General features: G+C 51.8%; 15 protein-coding genes. 10 read left to right on the forward strand and 5 right to left on the reverse strand.

What is annotated here, in order from left to right; all coding sequences use genetic code 11:
* Positions 1-119: 119 nt before the first annotated feature.
* The 5 genes from mobH (at position 120) to GCD22_RS08855 (ending at position 7,105) form a co-directional block, all read left to right on the forward strand.
* Positions 120-2,474, forward strand: coding sequence for a MobH family relaxase (gene mobH, locus GCD22_RS08835; protein WP_153940708.1), 2,355 nt, complete (start codon positions 120-122; stop codon positions 2,472-2,474).
* Positions 2,475-2,488: 14 nt separating this feature from the next.
* A complete protein-coding gene (traD, locus tag GCD22_RS08840; RefSeq protein ID WP_081576730.1) occupies positions 2,489-4,363 on the forward strand; it encodes a conjugative transfer system coupling protein TraD in 1,875 nt (624 codons plus the stop codon).
* A 10-nt stretch (positions 4,364-4,373) separates the two neighbouring features.
* A complete protein-coding gene (locus GCD22_RS08845) occupies positions 4,374-4,856 on the forward strand; it encodes a hypothetical protein (RefSeq protein WP_031570759.1) in 483 nt (160 codons plus the stop codon).
* On the forward strand, positions 4,857-5,492 hold the full coding sequence (locus GCD22_RS08850) for an IncC plasmid conjugative DNA transfer DtrJ family protein (RefSeq protein WP_031570760.1): 636 nt from the start codon (positions 4,857-4,859) through the stop codon (positions 5,490-5,492).
* A gap of 797 nt (positions 5,493-6,289) precedes the next feature.
* A complete protein-coding gene (locus GCD22_RS08855; RefSeq protein WP_153940709.1) occupies positions 6,290-7,105 on the forward strand; it encodes a hypothetical protein in 816 nt (271 codons plus the stop codon).
* Between the two features lie 165 nt (positions 7,106-7,270).
* On the opposite strand, the gene GCD22_RS08860 is transcribed toward GCD22_RS08855, so the two are convergent.
* The 4 genes from GCD22_RS08860 to GCD22_RS08875 form a co-directional block, all read right to left on the reverse strand.
* Complete coding sequence (locus GCD22_RS08860; protein ID WP_031570763.1) at positions 7,271-8,155, reverse strand: hypothetical protein; 885 nt, start codon at positions 8,153-8,155, stop codon at positions 7,271-7,273.
* Between the two features lie 12 nt (positions 8,156-8,167).
* Complete coding sequence (locus tag GCD22_RS08865) at positions 8,168-8,884, reverse strand: MT-A70 family methyltransferase (protein ID WP_170286725.1); 717 nt, start codon at positions 8,882-8,884, stop codon at positions 8,168-8,170.
* Between the two features lie 424 nt (positions 8,885-9,308).
* Positions 9,309-9,617, reverse strand: coding sequence for a helicase associated domain-containing protein (locus GCD22_RS08870; RefSeq protein ID WP_031572299.1), 309 nt, complete (start codon positions 9,615-9,617; stop codon positions 9,309-9,311).
* A complete protein-coding gene (locus tag GCD22_RS08875) occupies positions 9,604-10,323 on the reverse strand; it encodes a hypothetical protein (RefSeq protein ID WP_081576732.1) in 720 nt (239 codons plus the stop codon). Before GCD22_RS08875 ends, GCD22_RS08870 begins: the two co-directional genes overlap by 14 nt.
* Before the next feature lie 322 nt (positions 10,324-10,645).
* On the opposite strand from GCD22_RS08875, the gene GCD22_RS08880 reads away from it, so the two are divergent.
* Positions 10,646-11,701 (forward strand): TadA family conjugal transfer-associated ATPase, encoded by a 1,056-nt coding sequence (locus tag GCD22_RS08880; RefSeq protein ID WP_170286726.1) that lies wholly within the window; start codon positions 10,646-10,648, stop codon positions 11,699-11,701.
* A 455-nt stretch (positions 11,702-12,156) separates the two neighbouring features.
* Here GCD22_RS08880 and GCD22_RS08885 read toward each other — a convergent pair whose 3' ends face one another.
* Positions 12,157-12,327 (reverse strand): hypothetical protein, encoded by a 171-nt coding sequence (locus GCD22_RS08885; RefSeq protein WP_153940710.1) that lies wholly within the window; start codon positions 12,325-12,327, stop codon positions 12,157-12,159.
* A gap of 51 nt (positions 12,328-12,378) precedes the next feature.
* Here GCD22_RS08885 and GCD22_RS08890 point away from each other — a divergent pair, with 51 nt between their 5' ends.
* From GCD22_RS08890 to GCD22_RS08905, 4 genes are read left to right on the forward strand one after another with little or no spacing between them, the layout of a single operon-like run.
* A complete protein-coding gene (locus GCD22_RS08890) occupies positions 12,379-13,425 on the forward strand; it encodes a M48 family metalloprotease (RefSeq protein WP_080707810.1) in 1,047 nt (348 codons plus the stop codon).
* A gap of 3 nt (positions 13,426-13,428) precedes the next feature.
* Entirely contained in the window at positions 13,429-13,764 is a 336-nt protein-coding gene (locus GCD22_RS08895; RefSeq protein ID WP_031572295.1) for a VirB3 family type IV secretion system protein, read from the forward strand.
* A complete protein-coding gene (locus GCD22_RS08900) occupies positions 13,758-16,262 on the forward strand; it encodes a VirB4 family type IV secretion system protein (RefSeq protein WP_031572294.1) in 2,505 nt (834 codons plus the stop codon). The genes GCD22_RS08895 and GCD22_RS08900 overlap by 7 nt, the downstream gene beginning before the upstream one ends.
* On the forward strand, positions 16,234-17,139 hold the full coding sequence (locus GCD22_RS08905; protein WP_031572293.1) for a hypothetical protein: 906 nt from the start codon (positions 16,234-16,236) through the stop codon (positions 17,137-17,139). Before GCD22_RS08900 ends, GCD22_RS08905 begins: the two co-directional genes overlap by 29 nt.

Below are 17,139 nucleotides of genomic sequence, written 5' to 3' on the forward strand. Positions count from 1 at the left end.
AAAACCGCCAAAAAAGCCTTTTTTCATGCACGATTCTTCCGCCCGAAGAAAAGGATGGTACGAAAAAACGCAAATTTAGCCGCTTTATCCCGCGCTAAAAGCCGCCCGAATGCGCCACCATGACCGACATGGAAAAACTCTGGTCAGAACGCATCTCGGAAAAATTCGCCGCACAATGGGATCGGTGGACAGGTCATCGTCGCTTCCCATGGGGTGCCCCTGACGCCCACGCGGCAGACGCGGGGCAGGCTTCTACCCCGCCGGGTCGAAAAGCACCCAAACCCGCCAAAGCCTCCCCCATCCCCGAAGACTGGAAACAACAGGTACTCACCGATGTGCCCGTTTATCCCCCTTTCCGGCAGGGGCTGCCCCTGCTGCCTGTGACCGATATTATCCAGTCACAGGCACGGCTCATTCGGGAAGTGTATGCTGCCGTAGGGGTTACTCCGGAATTCTGGAAACGGATTTATCTGCCTGCCATTCACAACTATGCCCACTATGTCCATTTATTGCCGGCCAGTGAAGGCAATCACCATCGCGGTGCAGGCGGGCTTTTTCGTCATGGGTTAGAGGCCTGCCTGTATGCCGTGCGGCTCACCGATGGTCAGGACAGCCTTGAAAAATCCGCCCATCTGCTGCACCCCACGGAACGGCGTCGGCACGAAGACGCCCTGCGCCTGGCCACATTTTGCGCCGCCCTGTTTCATGATATTGGCAAGCCCATGGTCGATATGCAGGTGTACGACCAGCAACAGGGCCACATCTGGAACCCGGCCCTATATCCTTCCCTCTATCGGTGGGGGCAAGAGACCCATGTGCAGTTCTACAACCTGCGCTGGCGTTCGGGGCGTATGGACCGCCATAAAAATCTGGGGATGGCCACTGCTCCGCATCTCATGACCCGGGACATTCTCGCGTTCTTGACGGATGTGGACGCCTATTGGGTGGAAACGGTTTTACGCGCCATTTCCGGTGATGAAATGGGTATCAACAAAGTCCGCGACTTTGCCACCTATGGCGATCGTGAATCCGTCCGTTATGACCTCAAAAATCAGGGCGGTGAAGGAAATGATATCGGGATTCCGGTGGAACGCTATCTGCTGGATGCCATGCGTACCCTGGTGCGGGAACAGATATGGAAAGTCAATGAAAGTGGCGCCGTACTGTGGACGACGCGTATCCCCAAAGAAGAGGTAGAACGGGAAATTGCCGCTGAAACACCGGTTATCGCACTGGTCTGGCCGAAAGCCGCTACCGATGTGGCCGGCTGGCTCCATCAACAGGGTACGCCCGGGATACCCAAGGATCCGCAAGTCATCGCGGATATGCTGCTCGACCGGGAGTTGGCCGTACCCAGTCGGGATGAAAGCGACGGTCAGCAGCGGATTCCTTTCTGGTTTCTTTCTCCGGAAAACCAGGATGGCACAGGAAACCGGGAAACACTCGGGCAACGCGTCCTGGTACTGCGCCATCCCGAATACCTGCTCGATATTGTCCCCCCCCTTTCTGCACGCAGTCTGTACAGCGTCCGCAAGGCCGATGCCCCGGCAGCCACATCCGTCTCTCCCGCATCTCCTGCCCCTTCTGCATCTTCTGCAACTGTCACACCCGCCGCCAGACCCGCAGAAAAAAATACGACCGCACGGTCATCAGCCTCTGTGACCCCGACCGCTTCTCAGCCTGTGCCCGCTTCGCCACAACCACAACGGAAAACGGCCAGTCACCCCGTAGCACCGCCTCCCGTGGCAGAACCCCAGACGACAGCGAAGACGTCCACCCCACACACGCAAGCCGCAACCGCCTCTCCAGAAGCGGGCCGCCAAGCGGACAAGGCCGTACAGGATGTACACACCGCCGACCGCACGGCACCCCCCTCTGCACGGGATGACCGTCAAATCAGTCTGGGCTTACGCATACTGCGTACCATCATTCGGGAAATTCTGATACAGCGCCGGGATGCCGCGATCCTTATTCCCGGCGGAGAGGAAGCCGCCTATCTCCAGTTTCCAGAGGCATTTCGGGATATGGGTATGAAACCCATTGAAATGCTCGGCATCCTGAACGATGAACACCTGTTGATACCCTCACCTGACAGCCCGGAAAAACTCACGCAAAAAAAGACCCTGCCCGGCCAAAGCAAGGAACGGACAGTGGTAGTGCTCTCTCCCACGGCCCTGAAAAAATTGCCTTGCCTGAAAATGCCGTTGAGTCTTTTCCCGAAAGAACAGCGCAGGACCTACCATCGCTACCTGATCGAACAGGCCCGGGACTATTCAGCCGCCCAGTTTTCCGCCAACAAGGACACCCAAAAAGGCTACTGGTTTATCCCCCTGGAATGGGTCGTGGAAACCCTGTCCAGACAATTCCCGGATGATCCCTGTCCAGAGCGGTTTTTGCGGGAATGCACCATTGGACCGGGCGGCTCTGAGGGCGGCGGTCTGTTGTTGCGGCTGGATAGCGACTTACCCAGCTAAAAGGAGATTCTGTCATGGCCCTACTGCAGCGCAAAACCCAATATCAATCCAAGGTCGCTCCTTACGAAATCCCTTTCCGTCCGGCCTATGAACTGCATGCGTCGGCGGCCTGGGCGGCGGCCGGCCTGAGTGGTCTATCCCTGGGTTTGCTGACAGGGATTCCTTTATCGCCCCTATTCATCAGCGCGGGCGTTGCCGGTTATTTCTCCTGGAATCGCTATAAAATCGGTCAGGTCTATCGTCAAAAACTGCTCAATATCCGGCAAAACGGCGGTCTCTGGTTCATGGACCGTGAAAGCGCCAATACGGTCTATCAGTACGCCCGCGAGCATCAAGCGGTCTGGTACGGGCGCGGTTTTCGCTGGAATAAAAAAGCCGCCGAAAGCATGTATTACTTATTGGGACCCGGCGCCCCGCTGATTGAACCGCTCAAAGCCTATGAGACCGACGATCAAGGCGAATTTCTGGGGAAAGCCTGGATACACGCGCTGGGTCAGGAAAGAGACATCTTTCTGCCTCTGGATGCCTTGAAAGGTCAAACCCTGATTCTCGGTACCACGCGCGCCGGCAAAACCCGTCTTTACGATCTGCTCATCAGTCAGGCCATCGAACGGGATGAGCCCGTCATTATCATCGATCCCAAAGGAGACAAAGAACTCAAGGAAAACGCGCAAAAAGCCTGTGAACGCATTGGCGCGCCAGAACGTTTTGCCTATTTCCATCCCGCCCATCCAGAAGACTCTTGTGCCATAGATGTGATGGGGTCCTGGAATCGGGCTACGGGTCTCGCCTCTCGCATTGCGGCGTTAATCTCTGCCGGAGGGGACTCCAATTCTGACCCTTTTATCAGCTTCGGTTGGCGCGTCATAAACAACTTCGTTCATGGCCTGCTCATCCTGGGGAAAAGACCCTCCATTAAAGCTTTGCGCACTCTGGTAGAATCCGACCCGACGGAATTTGTCCTGCTTGTACTGAAAGAATACGTCCAGCAGAACAATGTCAAACCGGAAATTCTGCATTCCTACCTCACCGGCAAAACCGGCAAGGTAGCTGAGGATATTCCCGGCCAGTTGACGGCCTACAAAAAGTTTTATCGGGAAGTGCTCGCCAAGACGGCCCCATCACCGGAACTGGAAGGATTGATTGCGGATCAGGAGCACGACAAAGAGCATTTCAGTAAGATGATTTTGTCGCTCACCCCGTTATTGGCGATGCTCACCAGCCGTCCCCTGGATACCCTGCTCTCGCCGGATCCCAAGAACTTCCATGGGCGCATCCTCACCGCACAGCGCGCCATAGACCAGAAGCTGGCTCTGTATATTGGATTGGACACCCTCTCGGATACCGCTGTAGGTCAGGCCATCGGGTCCATTATTCTGGCGGATTTGGCTTCGACTGCAGGGGATATTTACAACTATCAGGACCCCAAACCCGTCAATATATTCATTGATGAAGGGGCCGAAGTGCTTAACCAGCCGGTTATCCAGATCCTCAACAAAGGGGGCGGGGCCTTGTTCCGTGTGTTCCTCGCCACGCAAACCATTTCCGATATCGCCACCCGCCTCAATGGTTCCAAGGACCGGGCCAACATGGTCATCGGTAACACCAACAACATCATAGTGCTGCGCATTATTGATCAAAACACCAAGGAAGAAGTCTCGAAAAGAATGGGGAAAATCCCTATGGAGCGCATGACCAGCACCATGGGTAGTGGCATCAGTCCCCATCCCATGGACATGAATAATGGCAGTTATAGTGAAGGATTGACGGTCACCGATACCGAGGTTTTCCCGCCAAGTGAATTTGCCAGCCTGCCCGCTTTGCAATATATGGCCCATTTTTCGGGCGGCGCCATTATCAAAGGACGGATTCCCATTGTCACCGATTGAGTCAACACCCATGCTACATACCAGTACCGCTACGGCCCTGCACAAAAACATCCGGAAATTACCGCATCGGGAGAGCTTCCGATTTCTGCTGGCGGTCTGGCCGGATACCTGGTGGTGGTTCATGCGCCTGCAAAACCGGCTGGAAGGTTTACCTTGCCTGCATGCGGAGCACCCGCAAACAGAGGAAATTTACTGCCTGCTGGAACGCTGCTCTGAGCATGGGACACGACTGGGGAATGGACAGTTACGTGAAGCGGTTCTGTCCGAAATAGAGGACACCGCCAGAAGGCTGCAACAACAGCCCATCATTTGTGCCGCATCCCGCGATAACATTTGGGATTGGATGCACACCCCTTTTCCGGAATGGCGAGGGACCTGTCCTGGCGGTTTTCTTCGCGGACCCGACACGACAGAGAAGAATGCGGACCAAGGATCTGCACAGATACATGCCTTCATCCAGCAACTCCTCATGCAGCAACCCGGGTATCCATAAATGTCGAGCTTTATCAGCGAAGAACGTTCTGCGGTCAAATTCATGATTGCCATCATCGGCTTTGAATTTGCTATGGCCCTGATTTTTGGCACCGGTTTACCCATTGCTTACTATCAGAACTTGCAGCAACTGTTGGTGCGCCAGGAGATGGGGATAGCCGCGCTGCAAACCCTACTTCACTTGACCAGCCACCTTTACTCCATGGTTTTCATTCAAACCGGACTGGCCCATGCCATGACACCCGCGCCGCCGCCAACGCATCAGGTCGCGGACCTCAGCCTGACTGAAAAACTGTCCTGGGCCGCTCGGGGCCGGATACTCACCATACTGGCGATTTTTTATATTGCCATTTTTCGGGTGCTGGTCTTTTTCACCTGGGCCATTGCCCTGATCCCGCTGGTTATCGCCGCTGCTTACGATGGTTGGGTGCAACGCAAAGTGGCCCAGTTCCGGTTTGTGTATCAGAGTGGGCAAAAACATTTCATCGGCAACCGGGCCAGTAAAATCATCACCTATGGGTTATTGCTGATATTTTTCCTGCCTATCCCCATTCCACCCATCGCGATTATTTTCTGGGCCGTTTTTCTAGGCCTGTTCAGTTATCTTTGGATGCGCAACATGCCGAAGCGGATATGAACGGCGGGATCAAATTGATCCCCGCCCTTTCCAGACTGGCGGACCAACATCGCTACTCAGGGGAAGCGCGGTGACCATTTTCCAGGAACTGCGCCAACAGCGATGGTTGGCCATTGCCCTGACCAGGTGGCCTGTATCGGCCTAATTTCCCTCACTCACCTGATTTTATGGGGCTATTCCTGGGCAGGTGCTGATCGGCGACTATGCCATGCGGGGCATCGAGGCAGCGAAACCGGCGGTCTGCAATCCGCTGTGATGCCCGTATGACCGCCATAACCAAACGAAACACTAAACTATGGCTGGGAAAGCGGAATTGCCTAGGCAAGTCACCGTGACTATACTTATAGCATATTACCTTTGAGATTGATCGAATGGGGTTTTAATGGGTACTGATGGGTGCCGATGCGAATCTGGTTTGCAACTTGCGGTATGCCAACGCATTTATTCGGCTAAGAAATCGACACACAAAAGAAATCCTGAGGGACGTATTGTGGCGTGTGTGGATGCTGAAGACGAGGGTATTGTAACAAAATATGCGTTGTCACTTATTCTTTATGGCGCATGTGACAATCGCAAAACAAATCGTTTTTTAGGTTACGATACGGCGCATGATGATTACCATAGGGAAACTTATGGAGGCTGCCATCGTCATTTCTGTGAAACATGCGTAAGTTACTCGCCCTGTGATTACTTGACTGTAGCAAGCGTGTTTTTCTCAGAAGTGGACTATGAAATTAACCAGAGAGGGTTTCGTCGTGGGTAATCCGGATACATCTAGAGCACCATTGGGGTGGGTGATGAGTGACGGCCCCGGTTGTATGGAGCGATTGACGAAAAATCCAGCGACTCTTCCGGCTCTTCGTACCTTCATCTTCCAGGAAGAAGAAGAGCGAATCGACATGGAAACTGCACTATTGCTGCATCGTTATCATCGCAAAGCGATCACAGAGTTCCCCGAATTTGCTTCTGATCGTATGGATCCTTTGGCCGGTTTCTCACGAGAAGAACTTTTGGGGATTACTCATAACACCTGCCCAGGAATGAGCACTATCGGCAAGTCATCGTGGCCTTGGAAGAACACAGACCCAGGGGTCACTTTCGATGCTGGTATCACTCTAGGAATTCACGCAAATGGCGCCGATAAATCCATTATTGTAATTACCATGTCTGCCAGATACCCCATGATACATCTGGCGTGGCTTTGGGCATTACAAACGCAAGCGATTCGGTTACTGCCTATATTCGTTCTAAAAAGGCCAATGCTTATCATGGGCGTTGATCCTGAAAAATCGGACGCTACTCAAATTGAGGTGGCTTATACCGATCAATTAAGCAAAACAAACTTTGGGCTTTTTCGATCTCAATATTTTCAGGAACAATCACAAGTTGTAGTGGCCGCTCCTCGCACCTTAGATGCTTGGCTTGCATCTGATGTTGGTAAACCCGTAAGTCATGAATGGACACATCACGCACTGTTTACTTTGGTGCGTGTAGGCAAAAAAAATGTGTTCCGTCCTGTTCGAGATGATAACAGTATTCTTAGCAAACTCAGAAAGATGTCTTTTCAGTCATCTGAAATAGGAACATCGGATATGTCTCAACAGGCGGCTTAAACTATCGCTGCTAAAATTCGAAAGCCCCTGATCTACGGATGCAGGGGCTTTTCTTTGGATAATCCGCCATGATAAAGAAACGAATGCACGCCTAACGTCACAGGCTGCAGAAAGGATAACCAGGCGCGCTGATTTTAGTCTGAGACCACTACTGCTTTTATCCTCTCAGTGGATAGCGTCTTGCATATCGGCAAGCCACACCAAAACACAGGGATGTTCGGGACTGTCAATGCCTCGTTGGTACCTCGCCAACGGCAATCCCATACGGATAATAACGACTAACCAGGAAAAAATCAGTAATAAGCACCCGACAAATTGGAGAACTAACAAGGCGATGGAGCCGATGTTCCAACTGACCGGAACGTCTTCCACCAGCCAAAAAAACAAGAAAACAACAGGCACCGAAGCGCCGATAAAATACACAAACTCCAGGAAAAATTTTCCGCGTCGTTTGGGATGCACAAAATCGGGTATGGGCAAAACAGGCGATAGGTTTGCAGACGTCATGATGGCGCGGAATGCCGCTGATGAACGACCGGACGCATTGCTGAGGGCTTGTGCCTGGTTGGGTAGGCTCTTGGTGTGCATCAAAAGCCATCCCGCAAAAACGCTCAGCATGTAAGATATTATGGCTATCTGTGTGAGGGGAATATTTCCCGCAAGAATGGAAAAAATCAGCAACGGCCCAATAATCAGAGCGCACAACCAGATAGCCCACAACCTATTCCTGCGGTCTTCGCGGACCATATAATGCGCCTGCCAATATTTTCTGGCGGTTACGGCCCAGAACGCTTCGTCTGGCACAGCCTTGCCCAGGACAGGGTCCAACAAGGCAGAATCCCATATGGGTGCCAGTAATGCAGAAAGTGCATGATCCCAAAACTCGGTCCAGAATCGATTAAATTTTTCGATAAAAAACAGGGCGAATAAGGCAGCTAAAAACAGATCGGCCACCCAGGATGCATTCCAGGCATTCTCAATACCGATCAATATCAAATACAGAAAGAACCAGTAAGACAAGCCAGCCATTTGATGGGGTTTTTCGGACATGCTCGCCCCCTTTTAATAAACGTGCGTGTTCTCTTCGTTAAAGCAGGCAAACAGCGTTGGCTGTACCTGATTCCCAAAAGTCGTCCAACCACTGTTCTGTTCCCGCCCGAACATTTCCAGATAGGGTCCATCGACTACGGAAGCAATCATCTCGCGGAAATAAGACGGCTTGGCAGAGTGCCGTGTAGCCGGAAAGACCGCCCAGCTACTAATATCATGGCGACACCAGCCCGCAGGTTTACCGCGAATCCCAAGACACAAGAGTTCATGCGCCGAACGCCAGTAATTGCCCATGCCGAAGCGCGGTTTGTTCCAGACCATATGCGTCTTGTAATCAAAACCCCATGCCTGCATCAAATCCAACGCTTCCCGCAAGAGCGGAGCCGTGGCCCATAAAAACAGGTAGGCATCGGGCAAAGCCAGTTGCGGAACCGGCAAGCCCCGCAATTCATCCATGCTCATGGTGGGGTAATGACGATCTGCAGCCCCGTTGGAAACGGTATTGCTGTATCTCCACGGCGGATCTGCCAGAATAGCGCCGAATCGGCATTCATTCTTTATGAGGGTATCCAGACTATCCGTAGCTATAGGATAGCCTTCGGGTCGCACTGCAGGAGGGCGAATACTTTGAGCCAATTCCTCACCATAAGCCGTCGGCACTAAAACCAGCCCATCGGCTGTTGATTCGCCGCCATAGACGGCGGGTACCGATGTATGCACCGCATCCATTGACGACTGCTTGGATAGGCCGGCGTTGTTGCCAGAACTGTTTCGTGGCTTTTCACGCAATTTCACCAGTTTTTTGCTGCGAATAGGTGCCCCTGGAGGGGGCTCCAACAAGAAACCAGCCACTATCAGGGCATCCCTTTCCGCGTCACACTTCCCTTGCTTGATTTGGTGCCGCATCAAATTCGCCCAATGCCCCAATCCAGTTTTTGGTTCAGTGTCATATCGGGCAGGAATCCAGCCATGCCCGTTTTCCACACAAAATCGCCGAATTTGATCCAACCGTTTTTCAAACCGGATATAGGATCTTTTTTGGTTTTTTTTAGGTAGGCTTGGTGCCCTCTTATCCACCCCACTTGAGCATTCTTCCGTTGACATCATTTTTAATAACCAATCCTTTAACAAGACCAAATAGCGCAGCCGCACATTACCGGGCGGCGTCACCCGCAGAAGTATTGCCGCCCTGCGATTTCCGAATCGTTTTCAGATTTTTGACCCGCACGGAAAAACCCATCCCGGCACGCTCAAAGCGAAAGCCCACCGCACGCAGCTGTTCTTCGTGGTTTTTGGCTAGTTCGCCTTTTTTGTATTTGTAGCGCACATCATTCGCCCAATATCCCATACGGGTTCTGGGTTCCGTGTCATAACGCACCGGAATCCAGCCTGTACCATTCTCCGCACAGTACTGTTTCACCTGTTCCAGTCGTTCTTCAAACCGCAGGTTATGCCGTGACATTTAACGCCTCCTTATTGACAATCAACTCCAAAAAACCACCGCGATGATCGTAATTCGCCAGAACTGCTCCGTTAAAAGCCTGCCGGCGTTTGGCGACCACGCCTTTGCGAAAAACAATGCGCAACATTTTTTCGGTCTGCTCGATTTCCGCCTGGGACACGTCCTCACACAAGTGAAAGAGGTCCATTTGCGTTTCCTTGCCTATCCAGTAGCGGCGCTTTCGTCCACTACCCTCTCCAATCACACGGCCATGGGCGACCATTTCCGCAAGGATTTGCGACACCTCATGTTCAGAACGGGCACTGGGGCAGGCTCGCAAAATATCCTGCTTACTGCGTACAGGTTTGGTATCCGTCTCAAAAACGGGTGGCTTTAAACACGCCAGGATTTCCGTACGCACCGCATCCCGATCGGAATAAAGCGCAACCGGTTCACGCGCGGTATGTTCAATCTGCTGAACCATTGCCAACAAATCATCTGAAGCGACAAAAGCATGGTCCACCAGCTTCCAAACCGGTTTTCCACGTGCACCTGTTCCTAACTTTTCGACAATTCCTCTACGCTTGAGCACATAAACCTGCTGTGAAACATGATGGGGTTCTGGGTGGGCAGGAATGAGCCGGCTTAATCGTTCGACGGTGGTCGGTGCTCCCTCGAACTTTAACGCGGCGCATATCCAGCGTTGTATTGATCTTCCGGTTAACATGGTTCGATTCCTTGTTCCAATGACCTTATAAACAGATTACCACGCCCTTTTTGACACAAAATTTTTTGGTCATATTCCGTCGTAAATCCTCTGGCCTGAACTCTCTGCGCAATAGACTGGCACATGGATGATCGGTTTTTGCGCACAATAAACCGCTTTTTTAGCGTTTATTCGAAAAGTGGATCGTCCTCATCATCGCTCAGCGGGCAGGACACCGGACCGATAACTTCCCAACAAAACGCCAAAAAGCCGGTTTTTTTCTTACCTAAACACCCTAGATCGGGCGCATGCTTTATAAATGCCATGCAGCGAGGATAGATTTTTGAGTCTCACGCCCTTTTCCAGCAGTTCAGCATCACAAAGCGAAGCAGAAGACCGCGAGGCACTTTTGCGCATCTATTTAGGCGAGCTATTACCCTACCTGGGATTACCCGGATTGCACGGGGAACCCCCCGTCGATGGTGTAGCAGAAATCATGATTAACACACCGGACGATATCTGGATGGAACAGTATGGGAAAATGCAACGCTTGGACCTGCGGATCACTCCACCGGAAAAACTCGAAAACCTCACGGTACGTCTCGCGGCCATGGCCCGTAACATCGGTGGTGAAGGGGCTATTTTAACCGTGTATCACTGGGGCCTGCGCATTGCCGCCACACTGCCGCCCACGTCCATGAAGGGCATCAGTCTGTCCATCCGCCGCAAGGTGCGCATCCATGTGCCTCTGGAGGAATATGCCCAATCGGCCAGCCCCAGAGAGGAACTGGTTATCCCGGCTCCGCGAACGCGAGCGGAACTCCTCCAGTTTCTGCGTACCATTGTTGAACAACGCAAAACCATTTTGGTGGCCGGCGGTACCTCCAGCGGAAAAACCACGTTCCTGAATGCCCTCCTTTCCTGTATTCCGCCGCATGAACGGTTAATCACCATTGAAGATTCCCCAGAACTGGAACCCACCACCGATAACTGTGTGCGCTTCATAACCAGTGAATCACTCGGCATTGATGCCAAGATGCTCATTAAGCAATGTCTGCGCTACCGACCTGACCGTATCGTGGTCGGTGAAGTGCGTGGAGCCGAAGCCCTTGATATGCTGGACGCCTGCAATACCGGACACGATGGCTCCATGACCTCCATTCATGCCAACAGCCCCATCGAGGCATTGGAACGGCTGGAAACGCTGGTCTTGCGCTCCGGCGTTCCCTGGCCACACAGCGCTATCCGGCAAACGGTTTCCCAAGCCATTCATTACGTCATCCAAATGCGTCTGAACGCCGAGGGCAAAAGAGCCATCAGCGCCATTATGGAAATTCAGGGCATGGATCCGCAAAGCCAGACCTACCGATATCAAAGCATTGCCATTCCCGAAGCCTGAAGGATTTGCGGGCCAAAACGTGTCTCCAGGGATTGGCGTTTCGTTGCGCAAGCGGGGATCAATTTGATCTCTTGATCGTTTTTCGACGTACTACTTTCAGGAAAAGCCAGAAAAAAAACCCGTTATTGACGAACAGACCGCCGGATTTACCCCCTATTCTCCTGAATCGGACCCTTCACTTTTCTAGGAAAATTTGCGTAATGATGATTCCAACAAGGAGAAATTCAATGAAGATAGCATTAATAATGATGCTCATCATAGTGGCAATTTTTAGCGGCTTTATCGCTGGTTCTGTGTATGAACTCAAAACCTTAAATAAAAGATGTCAATCGTCCGTCTCGCATATAGTGACATATGAAAACCATAAAACGGTAACCACAAATCGGTAGCGCGCATCAAGTAGCTGATCTGTCGCCAGTGCTACAGATACGGGCGTCAACCACGAATCTAAACTTTTAAGGCGCGTGCCGCGTGGATATATCCAGCACAACATTTAGATACCCAAAAAACGCATGCGTTCCCGCAAGAACGGGGATCAATTTGATCTCTTGATCGGTTTTGGAATTTCTACTTTCAGAAAAAACCAGAAAAAAGCCGTTTAATGCCACACCATAATCACGCTGCACCCATTATTCTCCTGAATCAGCAATCCATACTTACTGTTCAGGAAGGCCATCATGGAACTATTTAGCCCATCTACACAAATGATCGTGTTACCGCTACTCGCTCTGGTGTATCTCTTCACCGCGATGGTGGATAGCCGATGTGAAATCAAAGGCCATTTCTCGTTTTTCGCCAAATTGATTATGGGTTTTTGTATTGGCGCATTCGCGGTCGATATTATCGCTTATATCGCTTCTGGTCGGCAGGTCTCCCTATCCGGTGTAACAGGAATGTCCGACTACACCAGCAGTTCCGGATTGAGCGCGCCAATCCCCTCTTCTTCTGGTAATGGCATGCCATGGGATGGGATCTTGGATGAGATTTTTAAGGACCTGGAAGATTATGTCGTCATTGTTGTCGGCGGCATTGCTTTCGTCGTTGGCGGCATTGTGTATATGTTTGGGGTAGGCAGTCGGGCCATGCGGTTTGCCCTGACCTCAAGCCACTCCACCGAAAACCAGGCTACATTTGCCGAATGGAAAAACGACCTGGACAAAATGGTCCGTTCCGATGTGTCCCTGACGGAACTGAAAGGCTGGCGTCGGGTTTTTCGGCACATCCACCCCAAATTGATGATGCTCCCCGCTTGGTGGCCCTGGCAGGGTTATGGGGCCTGGAGTTACATGCGGTATATCCTCATTTCCGGAAAACTGGCCAAGGATGCCCCGCCTTCCGTGCGCCGGTATGTACTCGGGCATGAGCTCGGACATATCCGCTTCGGGCATACGGCGCTGAACTATATGTATCCCGTCACTTCGGTCCTGTTCCTGACCGCCATGGGCGTGTTTCTGGACAGTACCGTCCCGGAAACCAAAACCATCGCGGCCTTTATTCTGCTCGCTTTGCTGGTACCCAAAAGCGCCCTGCTCTGGTTCCCAAACCGCCGGGAATATCAGGCGGATCGCTATGCAGTAGCCGTCAACAGTACCCAGGAGGCCATTGAAGGCTCTCTCTGGATGGCGGAGCACGGCCAGGACCGTTCTGCTTTGCGCCAAAAACGATTGTTGAGATTGGGCTACGGCAAAACGCACACAGCGGCAGTCGCCGTTAACCGGGAATAACCCATGCAAACCGGAGAAAGTCGCGCAGAACGACTGCGAAAAAGCCCCGTGCATCGTGCCGTCATTGGTAAAAAGCGCGTGATGGGCGTGCCTTTCAATTACACGGTCATGCTCTTTTCTGGCAGTTTTTCCTTCGCGTGGGTCACGCAACAATGGCCCCTTGCGTTGCTGCCTTTTATTTTGTTCGCCGGCTTGCGGTACATCTACAAAGACGAACCTTATTTTGTCGAGGTGTATTTCCGGTATATCCGCCAACATGAGCGTTACGAACCCTGGCCGCATGCCAGCTTTCAGGATCAGCGCCCTAAAGACCTTATAGGACATGGAAAAGCATGGTAATTGCCGTCGATAATGCCCGCAAAGAAATCGAGCATGCTCATTCACTGGCAGAGATTATCCCCTGGCTGGCCCCGTGGGACCATCAAACGGTGCTGTGCAAAGATCGGGGGTTGCTCGCGGTTGTGGAGTATTTCCCCAAGGACTACGACGGCATTTCACCTGAAGAGGTCAATGTCAATGCGGAGGCCATGGAGCGCATGCTCATGAAGCTCCGGCGCGATGATATTTATCTTTGGTTTACTCACACCCGACGCAAAGAAAGCATCCCGGTTCCAGAAACCGGAGAGACTGTGGCCGATGCTATTGCTCATAGCTACTACGAACATTTCACAAGCAAAAATCATTACCGTCATCGCCATTTTCTGTCGGTTCTGGTCCTGCCACCCTCTGGTCCGGGAAAATTTGTGGAAACCTTTAAAGCGGCCTATCAAAAGCATCCCAGCGTCATCGCCAGCATGGCCACCACCTTCAAGACCAGCCTGGGTTTTAAAGCGATGGATGCCGCTTTGGGTGAGCATTTGGAAAACCAGTCCATGCAACTGGAAAAAATCGTGCATCTCATTGAGAACAGCGTCACCGCTATGGGAAGCTTCAAACGCTTGCAGGAAAAGGACTTGTGGGGTTTTCTCAATCAGATGGTCACGCCCACAGAACCCGATCCCCGCCCTATCGCTTTACCTCGATATGCCTTGCTGGATAGTTATTTGGGGATGGATACCTTACAGGTCACGGAAGATGCCCTGCATTTTTCCGGCCCGACACAGACCAAGGATGTAGCGGTGTTCTCCATTAAGGGCGAACCCGAGGCTTACCCGGAACATACCCAGCCGGGCATGCTGGATGTGCTATATCAGGTGGATGCAGAATGGACACTCAGTTTTGCCTTGCGTATGACGGACGTCAATGCGGCGAAAAATTACATGAAAAAATTCCGCAGTTTTTACAACAACACCCGAAAAAACATTCTCTCTGCTGCCGGTGAGGCCATCACCGAACAAGAGACGGAGAATATTAACGACGATGCGGATGTGCGCTCCGGGCAAACCAGTCAGGCCATTAAGAGCTTTGCCACCGGCAACGCCCTTGCTGCCTATACCAATATCTCCATTTTGGTGTACGGCGATAAAACGTCTCCGCTCAACGAACAGGTGGATGAGGTCTACAAGGCCCTCACCGAGAAGGAATTCACGCCCTTACGCGAACACATCCACGCCCTTTCGGCCTGGGCCGGAACCCTCCCCGGGCAATGGGCGCTTCCGGTACGCTGGATATTTTTGACCGGCAGCCCCATCGCCGATTTGATTCCTGTCCACGGCATTTATACCGGGCGCCCGCAAAACGATTATCTTAGCGAGCAACTCAACACCCCAATCCCGGCACTGGCCAAATTTGAAACCAAAGAACAAGCCACCTTTGATTTTAATTTCCATGTCGCGGATCTGGGGCATACCTTAGTCGCCGGACCCAGCCGCTCCGGTAAATCTGCCTTCGTCAATTTCCTGATTAGTCAGTGGATGCGTTACCCACGGTCCCGGGTTTTTGTCTTTGACAAAGATCAAAGCAACCTGATCACCTGCCTGAAAAATGGTGGGGTGTACATGGATTATGCCAGCGAGGACGGGATGCCCCTTAACCCCATCCAGAATCTCGAAACCGCCAGCGATGTAGAATGGTTGGGCCAATGGCTGGAGCAATTACTGTCCACCAAAGAACCCCTCAACAGTGAGGAAAGTATTGAACTGGCGGCCTGCGTACAACGCATGATGGCCGTACCCGAAGAATTCCGACGCTTGAGCGTATTGGGGGAACACTTTACCGGCCCCCAGGCCCCTGCCCTGCGCAACCGACTGGCTATCTGGACAACGGGGATATGGGCCAAGTTCTTTTCCGCGAAAGAGGACAAATTCCAGCTTTCCCGATACACGACCATTGCGATGGATGAGGTCACGAATATGGAGCTCAAAGCGCCCGCGCGGGCTTTTTTGAGCTATATGTTTCACCGCATCGAAAAGTCACTGGATGGCAGCCCCACGCTGATATATTTGGAGGAAGCCTGGTTTGCTTTTGAAGACCCTGTTTTCTCAGACCGCTTAAAACAGTGGCTGAAACGATTGGCAAAGAAAAACGTTATTGTCGTCATGGCTACACAGTCTGCATTCGAGAGCCAGGACAGCGCTTCTTTTTCGTCCATTATTGATAATGTTCCGACGCTGATTCTCTTACCACATCCCAAAGCTTCTGCGTTCAAGGACTTTTATCGGAAGAATTTTCAGATTGACCCTTACCAGGTAGAAGAGCTTCAGAAATTAACGCCAAAAAGGGACTATTATGTCATCCAAAACGGTATTCCCAAGGTGATACAATCTACTTTCGATCGGGAAACACTGGCTTATTTGCGTTCAGATTCGGCGGCCAGGGATATTTTTAAACGGTGGCAAAAATCCGGAGACCCGGAGTGGAGAGCACGATATGTTCAAGAAGCGCAACGTCTTGGCTAAATCACTACGTCGGGCCTTATGGGCGGCTGGGTTTGTTGGGATCAATTTGATCCCGGGCACAGCGAATGCGACATCCATCATCGGCGCAACCCTTCCGGAACAGATCGTCCAGGAAGTGACCCAATTGCAGACCTATGCCAAGGATGTCACTACCGCCTTATCTTCGGTGCAAACGCAGATCAATACGCTCAACGGATACATGACCGATTTGCAGAATCTGGCCACATTACCGTCTCGGGAGATCTCCAAAATAACCACGCCTATCCAGCAAATGGAATACAATTATGATGAGGTGATGGGACTCAAAAATGAATACGAAGATCTCTATGGGAACCTCGCCAATATCCAGCAAACCGTCGAGCAGCAGAATCTAGATATACTGAACTCTTCCCTCACACCGGAAGACTATCTGAACACGGTGGAAACCGCACAAACCAACACAGCGGCGCAAACCCGTGCGACGCTTCAGGAAGCCGCCAACTCCATGCGGGCTGTGGATAAACTCGCGCCAGAGATTGAGGCGCAATCTCACATGGCCAGCAGAATTGACGGGAACACCAGCGGGCAGATGGAAATGGCGAAGGAGCTGAATACCATCGAGCAGCAAAATCAGATTTTGTTGCAGGATATTAATAGTGCGCAGATGGCGGCCAGCAAACGGCGCGCAACCAGAGAAGTCGAATATAGCACGATGAACTCAACAGCTTCCCTCCAAGCGCTCCAAAAATCTAATGAAGAAGCCGTAAAAAACACGAAAAAAGAGATAAAAGATTCAGAATCAACCGCCAAGGGTTTTGCCGATGCAGAAACAACATTCATGGATTGCGTAGCCAATGGTGAAACTTATCTCTATTGCGCCAGTAAGAATAAACAATGA

Source organism: Acidithiobacillus thiooxidans ATCC 19377, from assembly GCF_009662475.1.
GTDB lineage: Bacteria > Pseudomonadota > Gammaproteobacteria > Acidithiobacillales > Acidithiobacillaceae > Acidithiobacillus > Acidithiobacillus thiooxidans.